Below are 19,459 nucleotides of genomic sequence, written 5' to 3' on the forward strand. Positions count from 1 at the left end.
ATAGAAGAATACATAAGAAATCAGATACAAGAGGACTTAACGGCAGACCAAATAACGCTAAAAGAATACATTGACCCGTTTACGGGTGAGCAAGTGAGCACAGGCAAGAAGTAAACTGCTTTAGCAGCAGCCAGAGAATAAGAAACGGTTGGCAAACCGTTCAATGCATCTTTAGATGCAAGTTGGTAAAAGCCCCTTCTAGGGGCAGAGCAAACCACCAGCTGAGCTGGTTGTGATGATTACTTTGGTTTTAAAAAAAATTAGGTGGTCAAAGTAGGGTGTTTTTTTTGATAATCAGATTTTATTAATTGTAGGAATAAAAGATGTCCAAGAATAAAAATTAAAAATTTTTAATTAAGCGAAAATTGTTGATTATCTTTTTGCAAGGTGCTATAATACCAAACAGAAAAGGCATGGTAAAAGGAGATGGTCTTAATTGAGAGAACAAGACTATTGGAAAGGGTGAATGCCATGAAAGAGGAAAAGGTTGATCGAAGGATAAAAAGAACAAAAACTATGATGCGAGATGCCCTGATGGATTTAATGGATGAAATGCCTTTTGGCAAAATTACGGCAAAAGATATTACCAGCCGTGCCGACTTAAACAGGGCGACCTTTTATTTGCATTATAACGATGTATTTGAGCTGTTGGATGAGTTGGAAAACGAAATTGCGGCAGGTTTTTCCCGAATGCTGGAGCAAATTGAAATAAAGCAGGGAGCAGAATGGGAGTATCCTGTTGTTGGGCAGATTTGTGGTTTTATTGCAGAAAATCAAAGGTTGTGCCGCTGTCTTTTGTTAAACCCTAGAAGCGACCGTTTTGCAAGAAAGTTAACAGAGATCATGAAGCGAAAGGGGAAGCAGGTTAAGGAGGATATGGGGAAGGAATTCGATCCTGTAAAGGAGGAGTATATCCACCAATTTATTGCTTGCGGCGCCCTGGGTTTGGTGAAGCAATGGCTTTTAGAGGGATTGCCTATGTCGAAGAAGGAAATGACGGATTTTGCAATGCTGTTGATTCGTCCTATTTTTAATAATTTGTTAACATAAAAAGATTTTGAATGGTGAAAAGGAGCTTGAAAGAATATGCTGAACAAAAAAAAAATTTTACTTGCGTTATTGGTGGCAGGCTGCTGTGCCGTAAGTGGGTGTGGGATAAACAACCCAAATACCGCAGAAGCAGCAGTTGAACCCAATATGGTTACCGGTACCGTTGAATGTAAAGAGGTTTATATTCGCGCAAAAATCCCCGGCTATTTGATGACAATTCCCGTTACAGAAGGGCAGGAGGTAGCGAAGGGAGAATTGCTTTTTACCTCTGATCAGAGGGATATTTTGGTGAAGCAAACACAAGCTACAGGTACGTTGAATGCGGCTAAGGCCGTAAAGGAAAAGGCGGAGGCAAATGTTGCTTTGTTGGAAGAGGAATATGCAAAGTATCAGGAATTATTTGAAATGGAGGCAGTTGCACAGGATACCATGGATAAGCTCACTACACAGCTGACGGCCGCAAAGCTGGATGTCCAGGCGGCAACCTCTCAGTATGAGGCGGCCCAAGGAGTGGTTGCTGAGGTGAGTTTGAACTTAGGGCAGACGATGCAATATGCTCCCTGTAACGGCACTGTTACCTTAGTATCCTCCTCTGTGGGAGAATTGGTGGGCAGCGGTACAACCATTATAACCCTGACGGATTATGACGACCGTTGGATCAATGCAAACGTAGACGAGTATGAAGTGGGCAAGTTGCAAATTGGGCAAACTGTTCCTTTGACCAGCAAAACCTATCCAGATACGGTTTTCCATGGGACGATTGTAAATGTAAGCAAAAATCCGGATTTTGCAATTAAAAAATCTACAAACGAGTTGAATGACCAGGACGTTGTTACATATAAAGTGAAAATTGCCCTTTCTGGGGAAGACAACATTATGCTTTACCCTGGTATGCTTGTAAGCGTCAACCTGGATGAAGTGGGTGAGGCACAATGATCCTAACATTTATTAAGGGTTTTGGCAGAGAAATAAAAACACTTTGGCTTGACAAGCGTATGCTTTTTATGTTTCTTATTGCCCCCCTTGCTTTAAGTATCGTGGTTTGCGCTGCTTTTAGCGGACATGTTGTAAATAATATTCCTTTGGCAGTGGTGGATCAAAATTCCTCTGCGCAAACAAGGGCCTTAATTGCCGCCTTTGATGAAGCCGACCGGTTTAATGTGACCTATGTGGTTACGGAGCAGGATGAGGCCGTTGGACTTATGGAAGAGGGGGAGGTTCTTGGCGTTGTCATAATTCCCCCGGATTATACACGATCCTTACAGCTTGGACAGCAGGCAGAGGTTTTGATCGGTGTTAACAGTGCCAACAATATTATTGGCAATAGTGCTGTGGTGTCCTCCATGCAGGTGGTAAAAACCATTTCAGCTCAAATTGCCGTAAAAAGCTTTGTGGCGAAAGGAAGCACCGTTGAAGATGCAACGGCAATGGTTATGCCCATATCCACAGTGCTGCGCCCTTGGTTTAACCCCCAGTTTAGCTATTTGACCTATTTAGGCCTGGGTTTAACGGGTTTGATTTTCCACCAGCTTTTTTTGATGACTGTTGCAACGGCGTTTGCAGAGGAAAAAAAAGAGGGTATTCTTTCGGGAAAAATGAAGGCAAAAGAAAGTATAATTCATTTTATCAATAAATATATTTTTTACGGTGTTACAGGCTATGGGAATATTTTGGTAAACTATTATGCAATTATAACTATTTTTGATTTTCCCATGCGAGGCAACAGGGAGGATGTGGCAATTCTTTGTGGCTGCTATATTCTTTGTCTGCTTGGCGTGGGCGCATTGCTGGGTACACTTTGTAAAAATACCATTCATTGTATTCAGTGGCTCATGGCAATGACCTATCCCCTTTTCATTCTTTCAGGCTTTTCATGGCCTCTTACGGAGATGCCGGAGGTATTGGTGAAGGCAGCTCAGTATTTGCCCCCAACGCATTTCCTCGTTCCTGTGCGAAATATTGTTTTGACGGGCGTGGGATTTGAAACAGAGAGCATTGTTTACAGCAGGGATATGCTTTTGTATCTTGCCGTGGGTGCCTTTATGCTAAGCTTGATTTCCTTTTTATGGAAGGTTTATAGTGCAAGAAAGAAGGAGAAGCCCAAACTGGTGGAAAAGGAGGTCGTTCAGGCATGATCGCAGCGTTTGGTTTGTTTTTTAGAGAATGGCTTTATCTCTTGAAGCGTCCTCGTACTTTAATCATTATGATATTCATTCCTATATTTGTTACCTGTATTTGTGGAATGAGCTTTTCCGCCGGAAGCTTTTCTCATCTAAAAATGGGTGTTGTGGATTACAGTTACACCGCAAAAACGAGAGAAGTGGTTGAAGCGTTCCAGCAGTCATCTTATTTCGATGTTGTGGGTTATTATGAAAATGAGGAACAAATAGAAAAGGCAATGAAGGATGGGGAAATTGTAGGCTGTATTATTTTCCCCGGGGATTTTACAACGAATTTGCAGCAAGGGCGGCAGGCCGAGGTTCTTCTTGGCTCTAGCGCTGTGAATATGGGCTATGGAAGCACCATAAATCTGCGGGGTGCTGAAATTTTGGGAACCCTTTCTACGCAGACTGCGGTAAAAAGCTTGGTGGCAAAGGGCTACACTGTGGACGATGGGCTGGCAAAAATGAATCCTGTGGGCTTTTATACTCGTCAGTGGTATAATCCCACCAACAACTTTGGTTATTTTTTGACTTTTGGTTTTGTAATTGCAACTGTGCAGCAGGTTTTAATTTATTTTGCGGCAATTTCCCTTGCTCGTGAAAAGGAAAGCGGCAAGCTAGGGGAAATTAAAAAAGTAAACCCGATTTTTCAGGTAGTCATAAAAGCTTTGGTGTATTATATCATTTCCATGGGTACTTGGGCGGTTTGCTGTTGGCTTATAGTAAACAAGTACGGTATCCCTATGAAAGGAAGCTTTGATGTTTGGTTTGGATATAGCAGTCTGTTTTTTTTATCCGTTATTGCCATGGGGCAGTTATTTTCCGCCATTATGCCAAACCCTGTGTTTGCCACCTCTTTTTCATTGGTATTTACTTCGCCAAGTTTGGTGCTGAGTGGGTTTACATGGCCGACCATGGCATTCACAAGCTTTTATCAAAAGCTGGCGCAGGTATTTCCCCTAACCCATTTTGTTATTGGCTACCGCAATGTGGCTTTTATGGGTATTGGGTTTGATGCAGTTCATGATGAAATGATGATATTAGGCTATATCAGCGGCGGTTGTTTGATACTTAGCTGTGTGATTTGGCTCATAAAGGTGAAACGAATTGAGAAAAAAGAACAGGCATTGCGGATTTCTGAGGAAGAACCTGATATTCAGGCAGTTGCCCAGTGATTTTTTGGAAGGAGAGGGTAGAAATGGCAAAATTCAAATATCAAAAAAGTGGGGCTTTACTTTTGGCTGGTGTTCTGACTTTTAGTGTGGCGCTACCGGCATATGCTAAAACAACGGACCAAAAGTCTGAGACGATACAGGAAGAAACTGCACAGGAGTCTGTTGTGAAGTCTATGACCTTGGAAGAAATACAAAAGGAAGTATTGAAAAACAACCGAATCCAAACCACACTGACGTTGAATTATAAAAAGGTGCTTTCTGGTTTGGATGCCATAAATGATGGTTTGGACGATTTGCAGAATGCCCAGGATAGTGCTGCCAATGCAAGAAAATCGGCAGGAAGCTCGTCAAGTACCGGAAAGAGCGCATTGGAGGGGGCGGTTACAGGGGATACGCTTTCGGGAAATACTTTGGGCTATACAGACCAGGCGTTGGTTGGAATCAGCAGTGGCTTGCTTTCTGGGAGTTCGAAGATCGCCAGTGCCATGGAGGATATGACCGATAGCATTGTGGATACCCAGCGGAATACCCTGGAGGATCAGCAGCAGGATTTAAATAATACAAAGTTAGACTTGAATAAGACCAAAGAGGATTGGAATAATCAAGCTTTATTGGTTTCTCAGCTTCTGGTGGAAAAAACCGTGCATGTGAAAGAAGGCATTGAATTGCTTGAGAAAAAACTGGAGTTGATGGAACGTCTTTATTTAATTGAGGAGAAAAAATCCACTCTGGGTCTTGGTATAAGTACCGATTTGGCACAGGCAAAGCTGGCGATATCTCAAAACAAAAAGGACATTGCGGATGCAAAGAACGGCCTAATATTATTAAAACGTCAGCTGAATGATTTGATGGGGAAACCCATTGATGATCCGTTGGAGGTTGAAGCGCCTGAATTAACAAGGGTGATTGAATATGCGCCGGAATATAGCGATGAGTTGCTCAAAGAAGCCACTGATAAGAACTATCAGCTAAAGACCTTGCGCCGCGATTATCAGCAGGCTGAAAAAAAATCCAAGGATACTACCCTATATTCTGGGCAAATCAAAATGCATGAGACAGATATGGATATTGCTAAGGTTGCCATGGAAACTCAGAAGATTACCATTGCCAACAATTTAAAGAAAAAACTGGATAGTATTGATAAAGCAGCGTCGGCTTATCAGTTGCAAAAGGATACCTATGAAAAGGCAAAAACCCAGTGGGAGCAGCAGCAAAAATCTGCAAAGCTTGGTTTGATTTCTGCCGTTGAATTACAGGCTTTGGAGCTTCAGTTTCTGCAGATTGAACTGGTAAAATTACAGGCAGCATATGACTACGATTTGGCTTGGGAGGAATACCGTCTATTGATGGATGGAACCTCTTTAGACATTTATGATACTTATAAGGAACAGATTGGTTGAGAAAAACGTATTTCTATCATAAAAAAGGTTATAAAAAATGGCAAGTACCACGGCGGATACTTGCCATTTTTCTATGCTTGTTTCTTATTTTTCAGCTTCCAGTGCTTCGGCAGCATGATAGGAGCTGCGTACAAAGGGTGCAGATGCAACAAAGGCGAAACCTTTTTCCTTTGCAATTTGACCGTAGTGGTCAAATGCTTCTGGCGTTATGTATTCCTGAACGGGGTGGTGTGCAGAAGATGGAGCGAGATACTGACCAATGGTCAAAAATTCGCAGCCAACAGCTCTTAAATCCTCCATTACTTCGTAAACCTGCGAATCGTTTTCTCCAAGCCCGAGCATAATGCCGGTTTTGGAACGGATATGAGGCGCAAGCAGCTTAATGGATTTTAACACATCCAAGGATCTTTCATAAATTGCCTGAGGACGAACCTGATCATACAGCGCTTTTACTGTTTCTATGTTATGGCTGATTACTTCGGGGTTGGCATCAGTAACAATTTTTAAAGCTTCTTTATTTCCTAGGAAATCGGGAATCAAAACTTCTACGGCGGTATCGGGACATAATTCATGAATGGCTCGTATTGTTGCAGCAAAATGAGCGGCACCGCCGTCGGGCAAATCATCTCTGGTTACGGAAGTGATTACCACATATTTCAGTCCTAGCTTGAAAACGGCCTCCGCCACTCTGCTTGGTTCGTTGGCATCTATTTCTTGTGGTTCACGGTTGGTTACGTTACAAAAGCGGCAATTTCTAGTGCAATTCACACCCAATATCATAAAGGTGGCAGTTTTTTTTGTAAAGCATTCAACATAATTGGGGCACATTGCCTCATCGCAAATTGTGTTTAAATGAAGTGCGCTTAGCATTTCACGAACATAGTTTAAATTTGAATTATCTCGAAAGGTTCTTTTCAACCATTGGGGTTTTTCCAACATATTACAATCCTCCACTAAATATACTAACATTTTATACGCTTTTTTGTACTGCCAATGTTCCCATTAGGAAAACAAAACGGACAAAAATTCCTCGGCTGTAATTCCGCCAAGATAAGGAAGTAAATCTACGGTGTTTAAACAAGCCGACAAGGCATCCTTATCAAAGGCTTTGCCGGTAAGTGTATTTTCAAATTCTTCTATGGGTTTTATAGAGAGGAAATCCCCGCGAATGGAGCAGGAGTGAATGCTGCCCTCCTTGATTTCCAAATAAACCTCAATCTTACCCAAGGGCAGCCGTTTTTCGCTGTGGTGGGTAAAGCTGGAATTGGTGCGGTAAGTCCAAAGGGGATTTGCATATTTTTCCACTCGGATTTTTTCTATCTGTGCAAGCTCCTCCTGGGAAAACGCGTACATCTCCATAGGCATGATTTCAGATAAAGCTTGTATCAAAAGAGCTTTAAATTCCTGGGTTGTATATTTTTTAAGAAGGTGTTCACGAATATTGGTTACTCGACTGCGTATGGAAGAAATTCCTTTGCTTTTGATTTTGGATTCATCCACAGTTAATATTTTTTCCAAAACAGAAATGTCAGTATCAAATAAAAGGGAACAGTGGCTGCAAAGGCAGTTTTTCCCCAAACGCTGTGCCAAGCCGGAAATTTTTTTACCGTCTAAGAGCATATCATTTCTCCCTTTGATCTCAGCGTGGATCCCCATTTTCTCCAAAGCCATAATCAAAGGCTCTGCCAAGCGGGTTCTTCCAATTTCTTTTGCGTCGTCCCCATGGGAAAATGGGGTGATTAATGTACAAAGCAAAGTGCCTTGATCGGTGTAAATGGTTCCGCCGCCACTGGCGCGGCGCACGATTTGCACGTTGTGCTGTTTTGCAAGGGAAAGATCAATTTCGTCTTGCGCAATTTGGTTACTGCCCAGCATAGCACAGCAATCCGTTTGCCATAGCATGAAAACATCTTGGGTTTGCCCCAAGGCAGTCATACAATACTCTTCGGATGCAAAATGCAAGGCAGCATCAGTAGCTTTTGGCTGAATAAAAATCATATTAGCCCTCCTTATCATTTGTAAAGTTCAGCTTTTAGTATACTAAATTTATTAGGAGGTAGCAACACAAGAATAAAAAAAGAAGTCGTTATGCTTTGGTAAAATTGTGAAAATTATAAAACTGAACAGTAGAAGGAAGTAAAAAGCAATCATTATGATTGTTTATTTTACATTTTTTCGCTATACTAAAACAAGAAGAGGTGAGCGATGTGACAGCTTTGATGAAAATTCAAACCTTTATTCAGGCCTATACCCAGGCCATTTCGTCAATTTTAGAGTCTGACGTTACGGTGGTGGATAATGAGCTGATTCGTGTGGCGGGAACAGGAAATTATGCCACTGAAATTGGCAATACCATTGCCCATGCAAATTTTTTCAATCAAATTTTAGAAACCGGTGAATGTGGGATTATTACAAATGTGGCGCAAAATCCAAGCTGTATTGGTTGTGAGAAACGGGCCGTTTGCAAAGAATTGGCGGATTTGGCATATCCCATTTTCAAAAACGGCGTTGTGGTGGGAGTCATATCCATTGTTGCCTTTGAGGAAAGGCAACAGGAAAACCTTCTGAAAAATCGTGCGAAGCTGGAGGAATTTTTGAAATATATGACAATGCTTTTGGAAAGCAAGCTTTATACCGCCGAGGCAAGAGATCGGCTGCAGCAACAGCTGCAGGTTGTAAATAACGATAAAAAAGGCTGGTCCTTTGTTGGCAAAAGCAAAAAAATGCAGGAGGCCATTGCCGTTGGGCAAAAGGTGGCAAAATCCGATTCCACCGTTTTTTTGCGGGGAGAAAGCGGCACTGGAAAGGAAATTATGGCGAAAATGATTCATGACCTTAGTCAAAGACAGGACAAGCTGATGATCTCCATTAATTGCGCGGCAATCCCCGAGAATTTGGTGGAAAGCGAGCTGTTTGGCTACGAGGAGGGGGCTTTTACCGGGGCAAAGAAAAAAGGTGCCATTGGCAAGTTTGAGCTGGCGGATAAGAGCACTATTTTTTTGGATGAAATCGGCGATATGCCTTTGCATGTGCAAACAAAGTTGCTGCGTGTTTTGCAGGAACGAAAGTTAGAGCGTATCGGCGGACATAAGCCCGTTCCCATTGATATTCGGGTAATTTGCGCCACAAATAAGGATATTGAGCAAATGGTGGAGGCGGGAACCTTCCGGGAGGATTTATATTATCGGCTGAATATCATCCCCATTGAGCTGCCGCCTCTACGCAAGCGCAAAGAGGACATTTCTCCCTTGGTGGAGTATTATATCACCTATTATAATCAAAAGCTGAATAAGCGTATCCAAGGGGTGTCAATAGAGGCTTTGCAGACGCTGGTAAACTATAATTGGCCGGGGAATGTAAGGGAGTTAAAGAATATTATAGAATATTTGGCAAATATCGTGGAAGGGGATGAGGTTCACCTTGCCGATTTGCCTGACCACATTGTGCTTCGTTCCACAAAGGGCTATGATGCATGGTCTTTGGATAAAATTATAGAGGAGTATGAAAAGCGTGTGCTATCAAATATGCTAAAGGAGGAGGCCTCCTTGAAGGATAAGGAAAAGCTTGCCGATTCCCTGCAAATTAGCCGCGCAACTCTCTACCGAAAACTAAAAAAATACAATTTACTTTAATCTCAATTTTGAGAAATCGTCTCTTTTTTGAGAATGATTTGTTGCTTATAAAATAAAAAGATGAAAGCCTTTTTTAAAACAGGGGAGTGCTGTTTTGGAAAAAGGCTTTTTTGTTTGCCTTAATTGAAAAGCCGTAAAGACACAAAAACATAGTGTGTTTGCCAAGGAATGACCCTTTTATCCCTCAATTTTAGGAGAATTTTAAATTTTCATTTGCTAAAATTTGCTATCCATAAAAAATAGTTAAGGGATAGAAAATAGATATTAGTTGAGCTGATTTTACATAAATATAAAATTTCCGACGCTCTTAAAATTAGAAAATTTAATTATTTCTCAAAAATGAGAAAAAAATTATGCTGACTTCTGAAAAATCATGGAATTATCAGTTGGCACAAAATTTGCTCTTTAAAATAGATAAGAGATAAAAAAGAGGCGTGGGGATATACAAGGAGGAAATCATTATGGATATGAATATTGTTTTTGATGCATTAAAAAGTGAAATGAAACCCAGCATGGGCTGCACGGAGCCGGTTGCCATCGGGTTGGCGGTTTCCAGAACTTGTGAGCTGTTACAAAAGCCCGCTACCCATTTGGATATGGTCATTAGCTCCAATATTTTCAAAAATGCCTATAGTGTGCAAATTCCTAATGCGGGAACCAATGGAATTGAGCTCTCCTGCGTCTTGGGGTATTTATTAAGCAAACCCGGAAATACCATGGAAATTTTTGCGGAAATTCTTCCGGAACAGGTTGGCGAGGCAAAAAAATTAGTGAAGGAAGGCTTCGTTTCTGTGAAGGTTCTTCCCAGTAGTGAATTTTATATCGATTGTTGTGCCACTAATGAGGCGGAAAAAGCCCATACCATAACGGAAAAATCTCATGACAATATGGTGTTTGCCGAAAAAAACAACCAAGTTGTTTTAGATCGGCGCACGTTTTCGGCGGCGGAGGCAACCACAAAAGCTTTTGATGTAACGAAATATACCTTTGCTGATTTTTACCAATGGGCAAACGCTGTAGATGTGGCGGATTTAGAGTTTATCAAGGAAGGCATTGCCATGAATCTTTCCATCGCTGATATTGGCATGCAAAAGAAATACGCCCTTGGCGTTGGTGTGGCGTTGAAAAATTTAACCAAGAAAGGCTTGATTTCCAATGATATGCTCACGGAAATCAAAGGACTTACTGCTGCTGCCAGCGATTTTCGTATGAGCGGGGGTAACGGCTCTGTAATGACATTTTTGGGCAGTGGCAATCAAGGCATTGAAACCATGGTGCCTATGGCAGTTTTTGCAAAGCATATGAATATTTCCGAAGAAAAGCTGTTAAGGGCAGAATTTTTGGGGATGTTGATTATTATGTATATGAAATGCCATGTTGGACGTTTGTCCCCCATATGCGGTGCCACTTTAGCGGCAGCAGGTGGTGCGGCAGGGATGACATACATGATGGGCGGTAAGCTTGAGCAGGTTTCCGGAGCAGTTCAGAATTTGATGGGCGGCGTTGCCGGTATGTTCTGTGACGGAGCAAAGGGCGGATGCTCCTTGAAGCTTTCAATTTGTGCAGGTGAAGCAGTGTACTCTGCCATGTTTGCCATGGATGACAGCATTATTCAAGCTACGGATGGATTTATCAGTGAAAAAGCAGAGGAAACAGCTAAGAATTTGGCAAAGCTTTCCCATGAAGCATTGGGCGATGTGGATATGAAGGTTATTGAAATTATGATGGCAAAATAAAAAAAACGTATACAAAGGAGACAAAGCAACGGTTTGAAACCTATTTTGAAAGTTGTTTTTTATAGGCAATGAATACTTAAATGTGAAAATACAGATAAAATCATTTCTAATGTTTGCATTAGGGATTGCCCCAAGGAACACCCCAATGCCTGGAGAAGCGCAGGGGGAAAGGACTATTAAAACAAGTAGTATTGTTTTCTTAGTGTCCGCATTTTGCACAATGGGGTGCCTAAAGCGGATTCCGCAGAGCAAATCAGTTTTTAGCATTAATTTTTTTAAAAAACTCCTTATACTTATGGTAAGGAGTTTTTTATATCTTACGATACTCTTAAATCTAAGAAAAAGCGTTGTAGCAGGAGATTTGTTTTGGTAAACTGTTACAGGAAAATAATGCAAATAATATAGATATTTACTTCCGCTTTCAGCCAGGCACGCATTTTTTAAGAAAGAAGGCTTTCATAAAGCTTTCTGTTTGCAAGCGCTTGCTTCACAGGGATTAGAACGGAAGAAGTTTTAAAAGGGGGAAAAAGTATGACGAAGGAAGAAATGAGTGCGGCTTATGGTGTGGAATTAGAGACCATTTCCCGATTCCGAAATAACGGGCTGGTCACACCAAAACGTATGGAGGATGGGTCGTGGGTATATTGTGAAGCGGATGGGGAAAAGCTTCAAAGACTGATGCTGCTGGAGAAAATGGGTTTTTCAGAGAACAATTTTGTTATGTTAAGTGCAGGGGATAGAACCCTAAAGGCTTTGCTGCAAAGGCGGTTTGATGGCCTAGAGGATGGCTGCTTGGGTAAAGAGATTTGCAGACAAATTCTGGAGGAAGGGGCTGACCTTGAAAGTTTTGATGCAAAAAAGTATCTGGATCAATTGGGTACCAGTGCATTGGATCAGATTTTTTCTTGTAAACCAGAATTTCAAAATCAAGTTTATCGTCCATGGCGCCGATATTTTGCCAGAATGACTGATGTTGGTATCTATAACTTTATTTGGGATTTTTTTCTTGGGTTTATTTTACATGTGAACCTTTCCCATGAGGGCTATCTTTGGCAGATTATTGGTGCTGTCATAACCGTCGCGCTAATGCTTTTCATAGAGCCTTTGCTGTTAAACCGTTTTGGCACTACTTTTGGTAAATGGGTCTTTGGGTTAAGGGTGGAAAAAGCCCATGGAGCCCACTTGACTTATGCTGAGGGCTTGAAGCGTACTTGGGTAGTTGTTGGCAAGGGTACAGGTTATTGGATTCCAATTTATAATTTAGTGCGTTTATATAAAAGCTATAAAGTGTGCAAAGCAGAAGAAACTCAGCCTTGGGATGGGGACATTTCCTATACCATAAAGGATACAAAATGGTACCGTGTGGCAGCTTGCATTGTATTGCATGGGATATTTATTTTTATCGCTATTATCATGATGCAGTTTCAGCAGCTGCCGCCGAACCGCGGGGATATCACCATGGAAGAATTTGCTCAAAACTACAACTATTTTTGCAAATATCTTGATGTGAACCAAGGTTCCTATATGGATAAGAATGGACAGTTGGTAGAAAAGCCTTCGAAGGCAACCATTTCTATTGACCTCTTGGATGGGGAACCTCCCAAGCTGGAATATGAAATAGAAAACGGTTATTTAACAGGCGTTTCCTTCGTGTACGAGGTGGAAAACAAGGAGCATTTTACGGAAATAGAGAATATAGAGAAAAGCTTGATTGTTCTGGCTTTTGGATGTACGGATAAAGAGGTAGGACTTTTTATGAATAGTGGGGGATTAATTTTGAAGGATGTCATATATGATGACGATGTGAATTTTACCGTTGGTGATTGCAGATACTACAGCAATGTGCAGAGGGTAGGCTACAAAGGTCATTCTTTATTGATACCTGATGAGGGCGCAAAAACAGCCTACTACAAAATGGAGTTTTCTGTAACAAAGGAAAAGTAAGGCTCCCTGCCAAGGGATAAGAGGAGAATAAAAAACTGTTTTCGTGGCTTTATTCCAAGAAAACAGTTTTTTGCATTAAGAATAAAAAGCACCTTTCCTTAGGGATTAAGTCTAAAGAAAGGGTTTCGTTTTTGGTAGGGAAATGGATTTCTTGAAGCTCCCCCCCCAATAAATTTTGTAATTCATTATTGATAGCGTTTAAGCATATCCATAATAACGTCATTCACTTGATAATTCGGTATATCGGTATTGCTGAACTGTGTAAATTTGCTGCTTTCATCGTTAAGCCACATTAAATTTTTTGGCGCAAGGGCATTATGCACGCAATTATACATCCAACCAATATTGTTTTCTTTCAAGGCACCTAACCACATTTCGTGATATTCCACATATTCTGTGGGGGATAGCTCCAATGTATCCGTTCCTACCTCAGTCATAATGAAAGAAACATGGTTACGTTTTGCACAGTCAATATAAGGCTTTAATTGTTTTTCCAGAATATACGCCGAATTCAGGAGATGGGGTGGATGATCCATATTTTCAAGGGTTCCATCATCATGAATCATGATTGTAGGGAAGGGTTCAAAACCATGATCAGGGCCATAAAGATTATGCGTGGGAATGGTAATTACCTGAGCATCCTCTTGTTCAATGGAGATTGCCATAAGACTACCCCAATCTGAGGGCGTAAAGGTAAGTTTTTTTGTTCCTTGGGGAAGGATGCAGGATGTTTTAAAAATCATCTCCTCCGATTGATAAGGCTCTGGCGATAAAAGGGTTTGACCGTCGGCAGATACATTCATTGTTGTACCTACATAGCCATAATAAACGTGGAGGATTCCTTTTTTTAGACTATTTTCACATTCTAGCACCAGCTTACCACTGTCGGGGCTGTAACTCATTGGCAAATATTGCATTGGCCAAACGGATTCATAGGGGATTCCAAAGCCCTCCAAGGTTCGTTTGTCCAGTGTATAAATGTGGGAGTGGTAGGAAAGACAGCAGCCCAATGAGGCTAATTGTTCGGGAACCTGCTTCCAGGCATCGTTTGCAATGACAATCCTGTTGGGGTTATGGCTCCAAATGCGCTGGGTAACGGGTGAGAGAACATCGCAGTATTGCTGCAAATCTCCATTTGGAATGGCCGGTTCCGCAAGAAGCTCAAAGCTTAACAGACCACTGGGGATTTTTGCGTATCGCTTGGCAAGTAAATCCCAATAGGCGGTGAATAAGGCTTGTATTTTACCGTCTGTAAAAATAATGTCGTTGGATTGTACCCCTTCTTCCTCCCAGGAGGTATTCCATTTGTTGGGCACACCGGTAATGCTGAGCATGATATGTATGTTATATTTTGCGCCCCAAGCAATCAATTCATCCAGCTGCTCCAGCTGGGAAACGTTGATTTCATCGGGATTAGACGGATTTCCCAGAAAGGAAAGGCTGTAAAGAACACGGGCGCAGTTGAAGCCGTTTTCGTTAAGGTACTTGATTTCATCCTCCAAAAAATAATATGGTCCCGGAGTGTATTCGTTCCACCAATTTTCACTTTCAAAGTTCACGCTGATCTTGTTTTCCAGAATATACCCGTTCCAATAGGGGAGGGCGGCCTTGTCGACCTCACCAAGGGTGCAGGCTGAAAGGAGTTCTAGCGTAATAATATCCTGATTGAAGGCGCCAATTTCCCTAATGGGCTGATAATTGTCAGCTTGATTTTGTACTACGGTCTTTTCAATACGTGCATTTGCAGGTGTTGGGGAGGCTGTGGGGCTTTCGGTATTGGTGGTGCAAGAAGCCAAGGGTAAAACGAGGCAAAGCATAAGTAGAAAAACAACCGTTTTCTTCATTTTTTTAATTCCCTTTTTTAAATTATTGCTATAAAAAAAAATTATTCCAATATTTACCATTATAGTGCACGGAAAATATGTCGACAACAATAGCATTATACGAAAAAATGGATTTTTTAGAATGATTTCATTGCAAATCCAAAAGGAAAAGCGGTAACGTCTTTTTTAAGAAATTACCGCTTCTAAATAGTTTTGTCTAAGGGTTTAATTCCTCCCGCCCTAAGCTCAGTTGCACCTGTAAGCCGTTTGCAGTCTTGTCTTTTTCTTGAATAAAATGCCCTGTGGAGGGTATTTTTTTGGTGCGGTAATATTCGATATTTTCGGAAATAAATGTTTCCGGTTTGAAGACCGCAGAAATTTGACTGTTTTTCTTTAAGGTGTAAATCTGAATCCCCGATGCGTTTTTGGTTGCGTTTATGGGAATCATTTCTGTGTTTAACAAGGTTGCCTTGTCATTGTTTCGCATTAAAATATAATCTGCATCTTTCTCCAGCTTTTCCAGATAAACTAGCTTTGCCCGTGAGGAGTAAGCATTTACGAGCTTGCGGCGGTTCATTTTTGTGGCATATGCCGAAAGCTGCACCTTTGCTGCCTTTCCGTTTTCAAAAAAGAAAACCATAAAGCCCACATAGTCAGTGGTGGTGGTCATATAAATAATTTTTTCATCTGCATCCATGCCCAAAAGGTTTGGCAGATAATCTCCCAAAACGCTGGCTTTGGTATCTGCAATATCACTTACCTTCATTTTATAAACATTGTACTGGTCGGAGAAAAATAGGATTTCGCTGCGGTTGGTGGTTTCTAGTTCGGAAAGAATTTTGTCTTCTTCCTTCAGCTTTTGCTCCCCGGCGGAGCGTAAGGAGGCAAGGGGGATTTTTTTGAAGTAATTCTCCTCGGTTAGGAAAAGCTTTACGCCATAGTCCTCAATTAGGTCATCTTTTGTAATGGTGACAACCGCTTCTTCTTGCACAATTTCCGTTTTTCTGGGCTTTCCATATTTTTTTTGCACGTTTTTCAATTGCTTGCATATAATATTTCTGATTTTTCCTTCGCTTTTCAGAGTATCTTTCAGGTCTTGAATTTCCTCCGCTAAGGTCTTTAATTCCTCAATGCGTCTTAAAATATATTCCTTATTGATATTTCTCAGCTTGATTTCCGCGATATATTCTCCTTGAATCTGGTCAATCTCGAAGCCGCTCATTAAATTGGGTACGACCATGCTTTCCTGCTCTGTATTACGGATGATGGCAATTGCTTTGTCAATATCCATGAGTATTTTGGAAAGACCCATTAATAAATGGTATTTTTCCTCTTTTTTGTTAATATCAAAGGCTAGTTGCCGGCGGATGGATTCCAAGCGAAATTCCACCCAGTATTTTAAAATATCACCTACACCCAAGGTCATTGGCTTCCCTTGAATAAGCAGGTTAAAATTGCAGCTAAAGCTGTCGGAAAGGGGCGTCAGGCTAAAAAGTTTGTGCATCAAAAGCTCGGGATTGGTGTTTCGCTTGATGTCCAAGGTGATTTTTAAGCCGTTTAAGTCCGTTTCATCGCGAATGTCCGTAATATCCCTAATTTTTCCGTTTTTTACCAAAAGAAGTATTTTATCAATGATGCTTTCAATATTGGTGGTGTAAGGGATTTCATAAACCTCGATACAGCTGTTTTTTTTGTCAAAACGATATTTTGCCCGTACCTTAAAACTGCCTCGCCCTGTTTTATAAATCTGTTCCAAATCCTTACGGTTGTAGATCAATTCGCCGCCTGTTGAAAAATCGGGAGCAGGGAGATGGTCACAAAGGTCGATGGAGTCGTCCTTAATGTATTGTATGGTTGCTTCGCAAAGCTCGGATAAATTAAAGCTGCAAATGGAGCTTGCCATACCAACGGCAATTCCCAGGTTAGGGTTGGCCAAAATATTGGGGAAGGTTGTGGGCAAAAGCGTAGGTTCCTTGATGGTGCCGTCGTAATTATCCGCAAAATCCACGGTGTTTTTATCAATGTCCCCAAAAATCTCTCCACAGATGGTACCAAGCTTTACTTCTGTATAACGGGGCGCAGCATAAGCCATATCCTTAGAATATTGCTTGCCGAAATTCCCCTTGGAATCCACAAAGGGTACCAAAAGGGCGCCATTACCTTCCGTTAAGCGTACCAGAGTTTCATAAATTGCCCCATCTCCGTGGGGATTGAGCTTCATAGTCTGCCCCACTACGTTGGAGGATTTTGTTCTGTCACCCTTAAGCAAATTCATGAGATACATGGTATATAAAAGCTTCCTGTGAGAGGGCTTAAATCCGTCAATTTCGGGAATTGCACGAGAAACGATGACGCTCATGGCATAGGGCATATAGTTTAATTCCAAGGTTTGGGTAATGGGCTGTTCCTGTATAAAAATTTCCTTTGCTTCAGTTGATGTTGTTTTCTTTTTTGCCATTTCGGAACACCGTCTTTCTTAACTAATGTCTGTCAAATCTAGATATTTGTAGCCTTCTTCGGCAATAAATTCTTTTCTGCCCGCTAAATTTTCTCCAAGAAGCAATTCAAACATTTCTTGAGTATGCCTTGCATCGTCGGGGGTAACTAAAACCAAACGCCTTGTTTCGGGGTTCATGGTGGTTTCCCACATCATTTCGGGCTGATTTTCTCCAAGCCCTTTGGAACGGCTAATTTTTGTTTTCCCTTTAAGATTGCCAAGAATTTCTCCTTTTTCGCTATCAGAATAGGCAAAATAGGTTTGCTTTCCGTTTGTAATTTCATAAAGAGGGGATTCAGCAATGTACACCTTCTTTTCGTGAATCAAGGTAGGCACCAAGCGGTAAAGCATGGTTAGAAGGAGGGTACGAATTTGAAAGCCATCCACATCTGCATCGGTGCAAAGAATGATTTTGCTCCAACGTAATTGACTTAAATCAAAAGAGTTTAAGTCCGACGTATGCTTTGTTTTGATTTCCACGCCGCAGCCCAAAACCTTTAAAAGATCCGTAATAATATCGTTGGCAAAAATTTTGTTGTAATCCGCCTTTAAGCAATTTAATATTTTTCCTCGTATGGGAATAATTGCTTGAAATTCCGCATCTCGGCCTAGCTTGCAGGCACCTAAAGCGGAATCACCTTCCACGATATAAATTTCACGGCGGTTAATGTCTTTTGTACGGCAGTTCACGAATTTTTCCACGCGGTTATTCATATCCAAAGAGCCGGTCAACTTTTTACGGATGGAAATTCTGGTTTTTTCCGCTGTTTCCCGACTGCGCTTGTTTGCCAAAACCTGTGCTGCAATTTTTTCTGCCTCTATTTTGTTTTCAATAAAATAAATTTCCAGCTGCTCACGGAAAAAATCCGTCATAGCTTCTTGAATAAACTTGTTTGTGATGGATTTTTTTGTTTGGTTTTCGTAGCTGGTAACGGTGGAGAAGGAGTTGATGACTAAAATCAAGCTGTCCTCAATATCAGTAAAGGTGATTTTCTTTTCATCTTTTTTATACAAATTATTGCCTTTCAAATATTTGTCTATGGCAAAAACAAAAGCATTTTTTACTGCCTTATCGGGGGATCCGCCGTATTCCAAAAAGCTGGAATTATGATAATATTCCAAGACATTTATTTGATTGTTAAAACAAAAGGCTGTCTCAAATTTCAGCTTGTATTCAGGTTTGTCTTCCCGATCACGTCCTTTTGTTTCTGTTTGCAAATAATAAACATCGGTGAGGTTGTCTGTTCCAGAAAGTTCTAATAAGTAGTCCTTAATGCCGTTTTCGTAGCAATAAACAAACTTCTCACCGCTTTCCTCATCAAACAGCTCAAAGGTCAAGCCTGCGTTTACCACAGCCTGTTTTTTCAAAATATCTTGAAAGTAGGAGAGGGGAATATTGATATCCGTAAATACATCCCGATCGGGACGCCATTTGATTTGTGTTCCCGAGGGATGCTTTTCTGCACCTTCCTTCATAAGGCCGCCTATATTTTCCCCTTTTTCAAAATGAAGGCTATGACAGATTCCGTCACGATAAATGACTGCATCCATATATTCCGAAGCGTACTGAGTTGCACAGGTGCCAAGGCCGTTTAAGCCTAAACTAAACTCATAGTTTTCACCGGTGTTATTTTGATATTTTCCGCCTGCATAAAGCTCGCAGAAAACCAATTCCCAATTAAAACGGTCTTCCTTGGAATTATAATCCACAGGAATCCCGCGGCCGTAATCCTTAATCATAATGGAGTGGTCTTTATACCGAACGATTTCAATTTTATTTCCGTAGCCTTCCCGGGCTTCATCGATAGAGTTAGATAGGATTTCAAAAACTGCGTGCTCGCAGCCATCTAAGCCGTCGGAACCGAAAATAACACCCGGTCGAAGGCGGACGCGATCCGCACCTTTTAAAGATGTAATACTTTCGTTGGTATAGTTTGATTGTTGTTGTGATTTCATGAAAACACCTGCTTCTTATGTTATCTGACCCTATATATATAGGTAGGAAGTTAAAATATCCCAATATATATTAATTTACATTAG

The 19,459-nt window shown here is 41.2% G+C and carries 13 protein-coding genes and 1 pseudogene; 9 read left to right on the plus strand and 5 right to left on the minus strand.

Going from position 1 to position 19,459, the window contains the following annotated elements; all coding sequences use genetic code 11:
* The 6 genes and pseudogenes from CLNEO_RS07280 to CLNEO_RS07305 all read left to right on the plus strand — a co-directional run.
* Window positions 1-114: pseudogene (locus tag CLNEO_RS07280) on the plus strand (IS200/IS605 family transposase); the annotation flags it as partial.
* Between the two features lie 357 nt (window positions 115-471).
* Entirely contained in the window at window positions 472-1,050 is a 579-nt protein-coding gene (locus CLNEO_RS07285) for a TetR/AcrR family transcriptional regulator (protein WP_066086679.1), read from the plus strand.
* Between the two features lie 36 nt (window positions 1,051-1,086).
* Window positions 1,087-1,986: an HlyD family secretion protein gene (locus CLNEO_RS07290; RefSeq protein WP_066086683.1), complete on the plus strand. Its 900-nt coding sequence runs from the start codon at window positions 1,087-1,089 to the stop codon at window positions 1,984-1,986.
* On the plus strand, window positions 1,983-3,185 hold the full coding sequence (locus tag CLNEO_RS07295) for an ABC transporter permease (RefSeq protein ID WP_066086685.1): 1,203 nt from the start codon (window positions 1,983-1,985) through the stop codon (window positions 3,183-3,185). Before CLNEO_RS07290 ends, CLNEO_RS07295 begins: the two co-directional genes overlap by 4 nt.
* On the plus strand, window positions 3,182-4,387 hold the full coding sequence (locus CLNEO_RS07300) for an ABC transporter permease (protein ID WP_066086688.1): 1,206 nt from the start codon (window positions 3,182-3,184) through the stop codon (window positions 4,385-4,387). The genes CLNEO_RS07295 and CLNEO_RS07300 overlap by 4 nt, the downstream gene beginning before the upstream one ends.
* Before the next feature lie 23 nt (window positions 4,388-4,410).
* On the plus strand, window positions 4,411-5,787 hold the full coding sequence (locus CLNEO_RS07305) for a TolC family protein (protein WP_066086690.1): 1,377 nt from the start codon (window positions 4,411-4,413) through the stop codon (window positions 5,785-5,787).
* Window positions 5,788-5,871: 84 nt separating this feature from the next.
* On the opposite strand, the gene lipA is transcribed toward CLNEO_RS07305, so the two are convergent.
* A complete protein-coding gene (gene lipA / locus CLNEO_RS07310) occupies window positions 5,872-6,726 on the minus strand; it encodes a lipoyl synthase (RefSeq protein WP_066086693.1) in 855 nt (284 codons plus the stop codon).
* A gap of 63 nt (window positions 6,727-6,789) precedes the next feature.
* The gene (locus tag CLNEO_RS07315) at window positions 6,790-7,785 is read right to left on the minus strand and encodes a lipoate--protein ligase (protein ID WP_066086695.1); all 996 of its coding nucleotides are present in this window, start codon (window positions 7,783-7,785) and stop codon (window positions 6,790-6,792) included.
* 209 nt (window positions 7,786-7,994) lie between these two features.
* Here CLNEO_RS07315 and CLNEO_RS07320 point away from each other — a divergent pair, with 209 nt between their 5' ends.
* The 3 genes from CLNEO_RS07320 (at window position 7,995) to CLNEO_RS07335 (ending at window position 13,099) form a co-directional block, all read left to right on the plus strand.
* Window positions 7,995-9,419, plus strand: a complete 1,425-nt coding sequence (locus CLNEO_RS07320) for a sigma-54 interaction domain-containing protein (protein WP_066086697.1) — start codon at window positions 7,995-7,997, stop codon at window positions 9,417-9,419.
* Between the two features lie 461 nt (window positions 9,420-9,880).
* The gene (locus tag CLNEO_RS07325) at window positions 9,881-11,155 is read left to right on the plus strand and encodes an L-cysteine desulfidase family protein (protein ID WP_066086699.1); all 1,275 of its coding nucleotides are present in this window, start codon (window positions 9,881-9,883) and stop codon (window positions 11,153-11,155) included.
* Window positions 11,156-11,686: 531 nt separating this feature from the next.
* Window positions 11,687-13,099, plus strand: coding sequence for an RDD family protein (locus CLNEO_RS07335; RefSeq protein WP_066086704.1), 1,413 nt, complete (start codon window positions 11,687-11,689; stop codon window positions 13,097-13,099).
* A gap of 185 nt (window positions 13,100-13,284) precedes the next feature.
* Here the strand turns inward: CLNEO_RS07335 and CLNEO_RS07340 are convergent, their stop codons facing one another.
* From CLNEO_RS07340 to CLNEO_RS07350, 3 genes are all read right to left on the minus strand, one after another.
* Complete coding sequence (locus CLNEO_RS07340; RefSeq protein ID WP_157723504.1) at window positions 13,285-14,943, minus strand: cellulase family glycosylhydrolase; 1,659 nt, start codon at window positions 14,941-14,943, stop codon at window positions 13,285-13,287.
* A gap of 196 nt (window positions 14,944-15,139) precedes the next feature.
* Complete coding sequence (locus CLNEO_RS07345) at window positions 15,140-17,380, minus strand: DNA gyrase subunit A (protein WP_066086714.1); 2,241 nt, start codon at window positions 17,378-17,380, stop codon at window positions 15,140-15,142.
* An 18-nt stretch (window positions 17,381-17,398) separates the two neighbouring features.
* Window positions 17,399-19,375 (minus strand): DNA gyrase/topoisomerase IV subunit B, encoded by a 1,977-nt coding sequence (locus tag CLNEO_RS07350; protein WP_066086717.1) that lies wholly within the window; start codon window positions 19,373-19,375, stop codon window positions 17,399-17,401.
* Window positions 19,376-19,459: the final 84 nt, after the last annotated feature.

The organism is Anaerotignum neopropionicum (assembly GCF_001571775.1).
Classification (GTDB): domain Bacteria; phylum Bacillota; class Clostridia; order Lachnospirales; family Anaerotignaceae; genus Chakrabartyella; species Chakrabartyella neopropionicum.

Bases quoted from the DNA above. Each gene is read 5' to 3' on its own strand.
- CLNEO_RS07285 (WP_066086679.1), top strand. From the start codon at position 472: ATGAAAGAGGAAAAGGTTGATCGAAGGATAAAAAGAACAAAAACTATG.
- CLNEO_RS07290 (WP_066086683.1), top strand. From the start codon at position 1,087: ATGCTGAACAAAAAAAAAATTTTACTTGCGTTATTGGTGGCAGGCTGC.
- CLNEO_RS07295 (WP_066086685.1), top strand. From the start codon at position 1,983: ATGATCCTAACATTTATTAAGGGTTTTGGCAGAGAAATAAAAACACTT.
- CLNEO_RS07300 (WP_066086688.1), top strand. From the start codon at position 3,182: ATGATCGCAGCGTTTGGTTTGTTTTTTAGAGAATGGCTTTATCTCTTG.
- CLNEO_RS07305 (WP_066086690.1), top strand. From the start codon at position 4,411: ATGGCAAAATTCAAATATCAAAAAAGTGGGGCTTTACTTTTGGCTGGT.
- lipA (WP_066086693.1), bottom strand. From the start codon at position 6,726: ATGTTGGAAAAACCCCAATGGTTGAAAAGAACCTTTCGAGATAATTCA.
- CLNEO_RS07315 (WP_066086695.1), bottom strand. From the start codon at position 7,785: ATGATTTTTATTCAGCCAAAAGCTACTGATGCTGCCTTGCATTTTGCA.
- CLNEO_RS07325 (WP_066086699.1), top strand. From the start codon at position 9,881: ATGGATATGAATATTGTTTTTGATGCATTAAAAAGTGAAATGAAACCC.
- CLNEO_RS07335 (WP_066086704.1), top strand. From the start codon at position 11,687: ATGACGAAGGAAGAAATGAGTGCGGCTTATGGTGTGGAATTAGAGACC.
- CLNEO_RS07340 (WP_157723504.1), bottom strand. From the start codon at position 14,943: ATGAAGAAAACGGTTGTTTTTCTACTTATGCTTTGCCTCGTTTTACCC.
- CLNEO_RS07345 (WP_066086714.1), bottom strand. From the start codon at position 17,380: ATGGCAAAAAAGAAAACAACATCAACTGAAGCAAAGGAAATTTTTATA.
- CLNEO_RS07350 (WP_066086717.1), bottom strand. From the start codon at position 19,375: ATGAAATCACAACAACAATCAAACTATACCAACGAAAGTATTACATCT.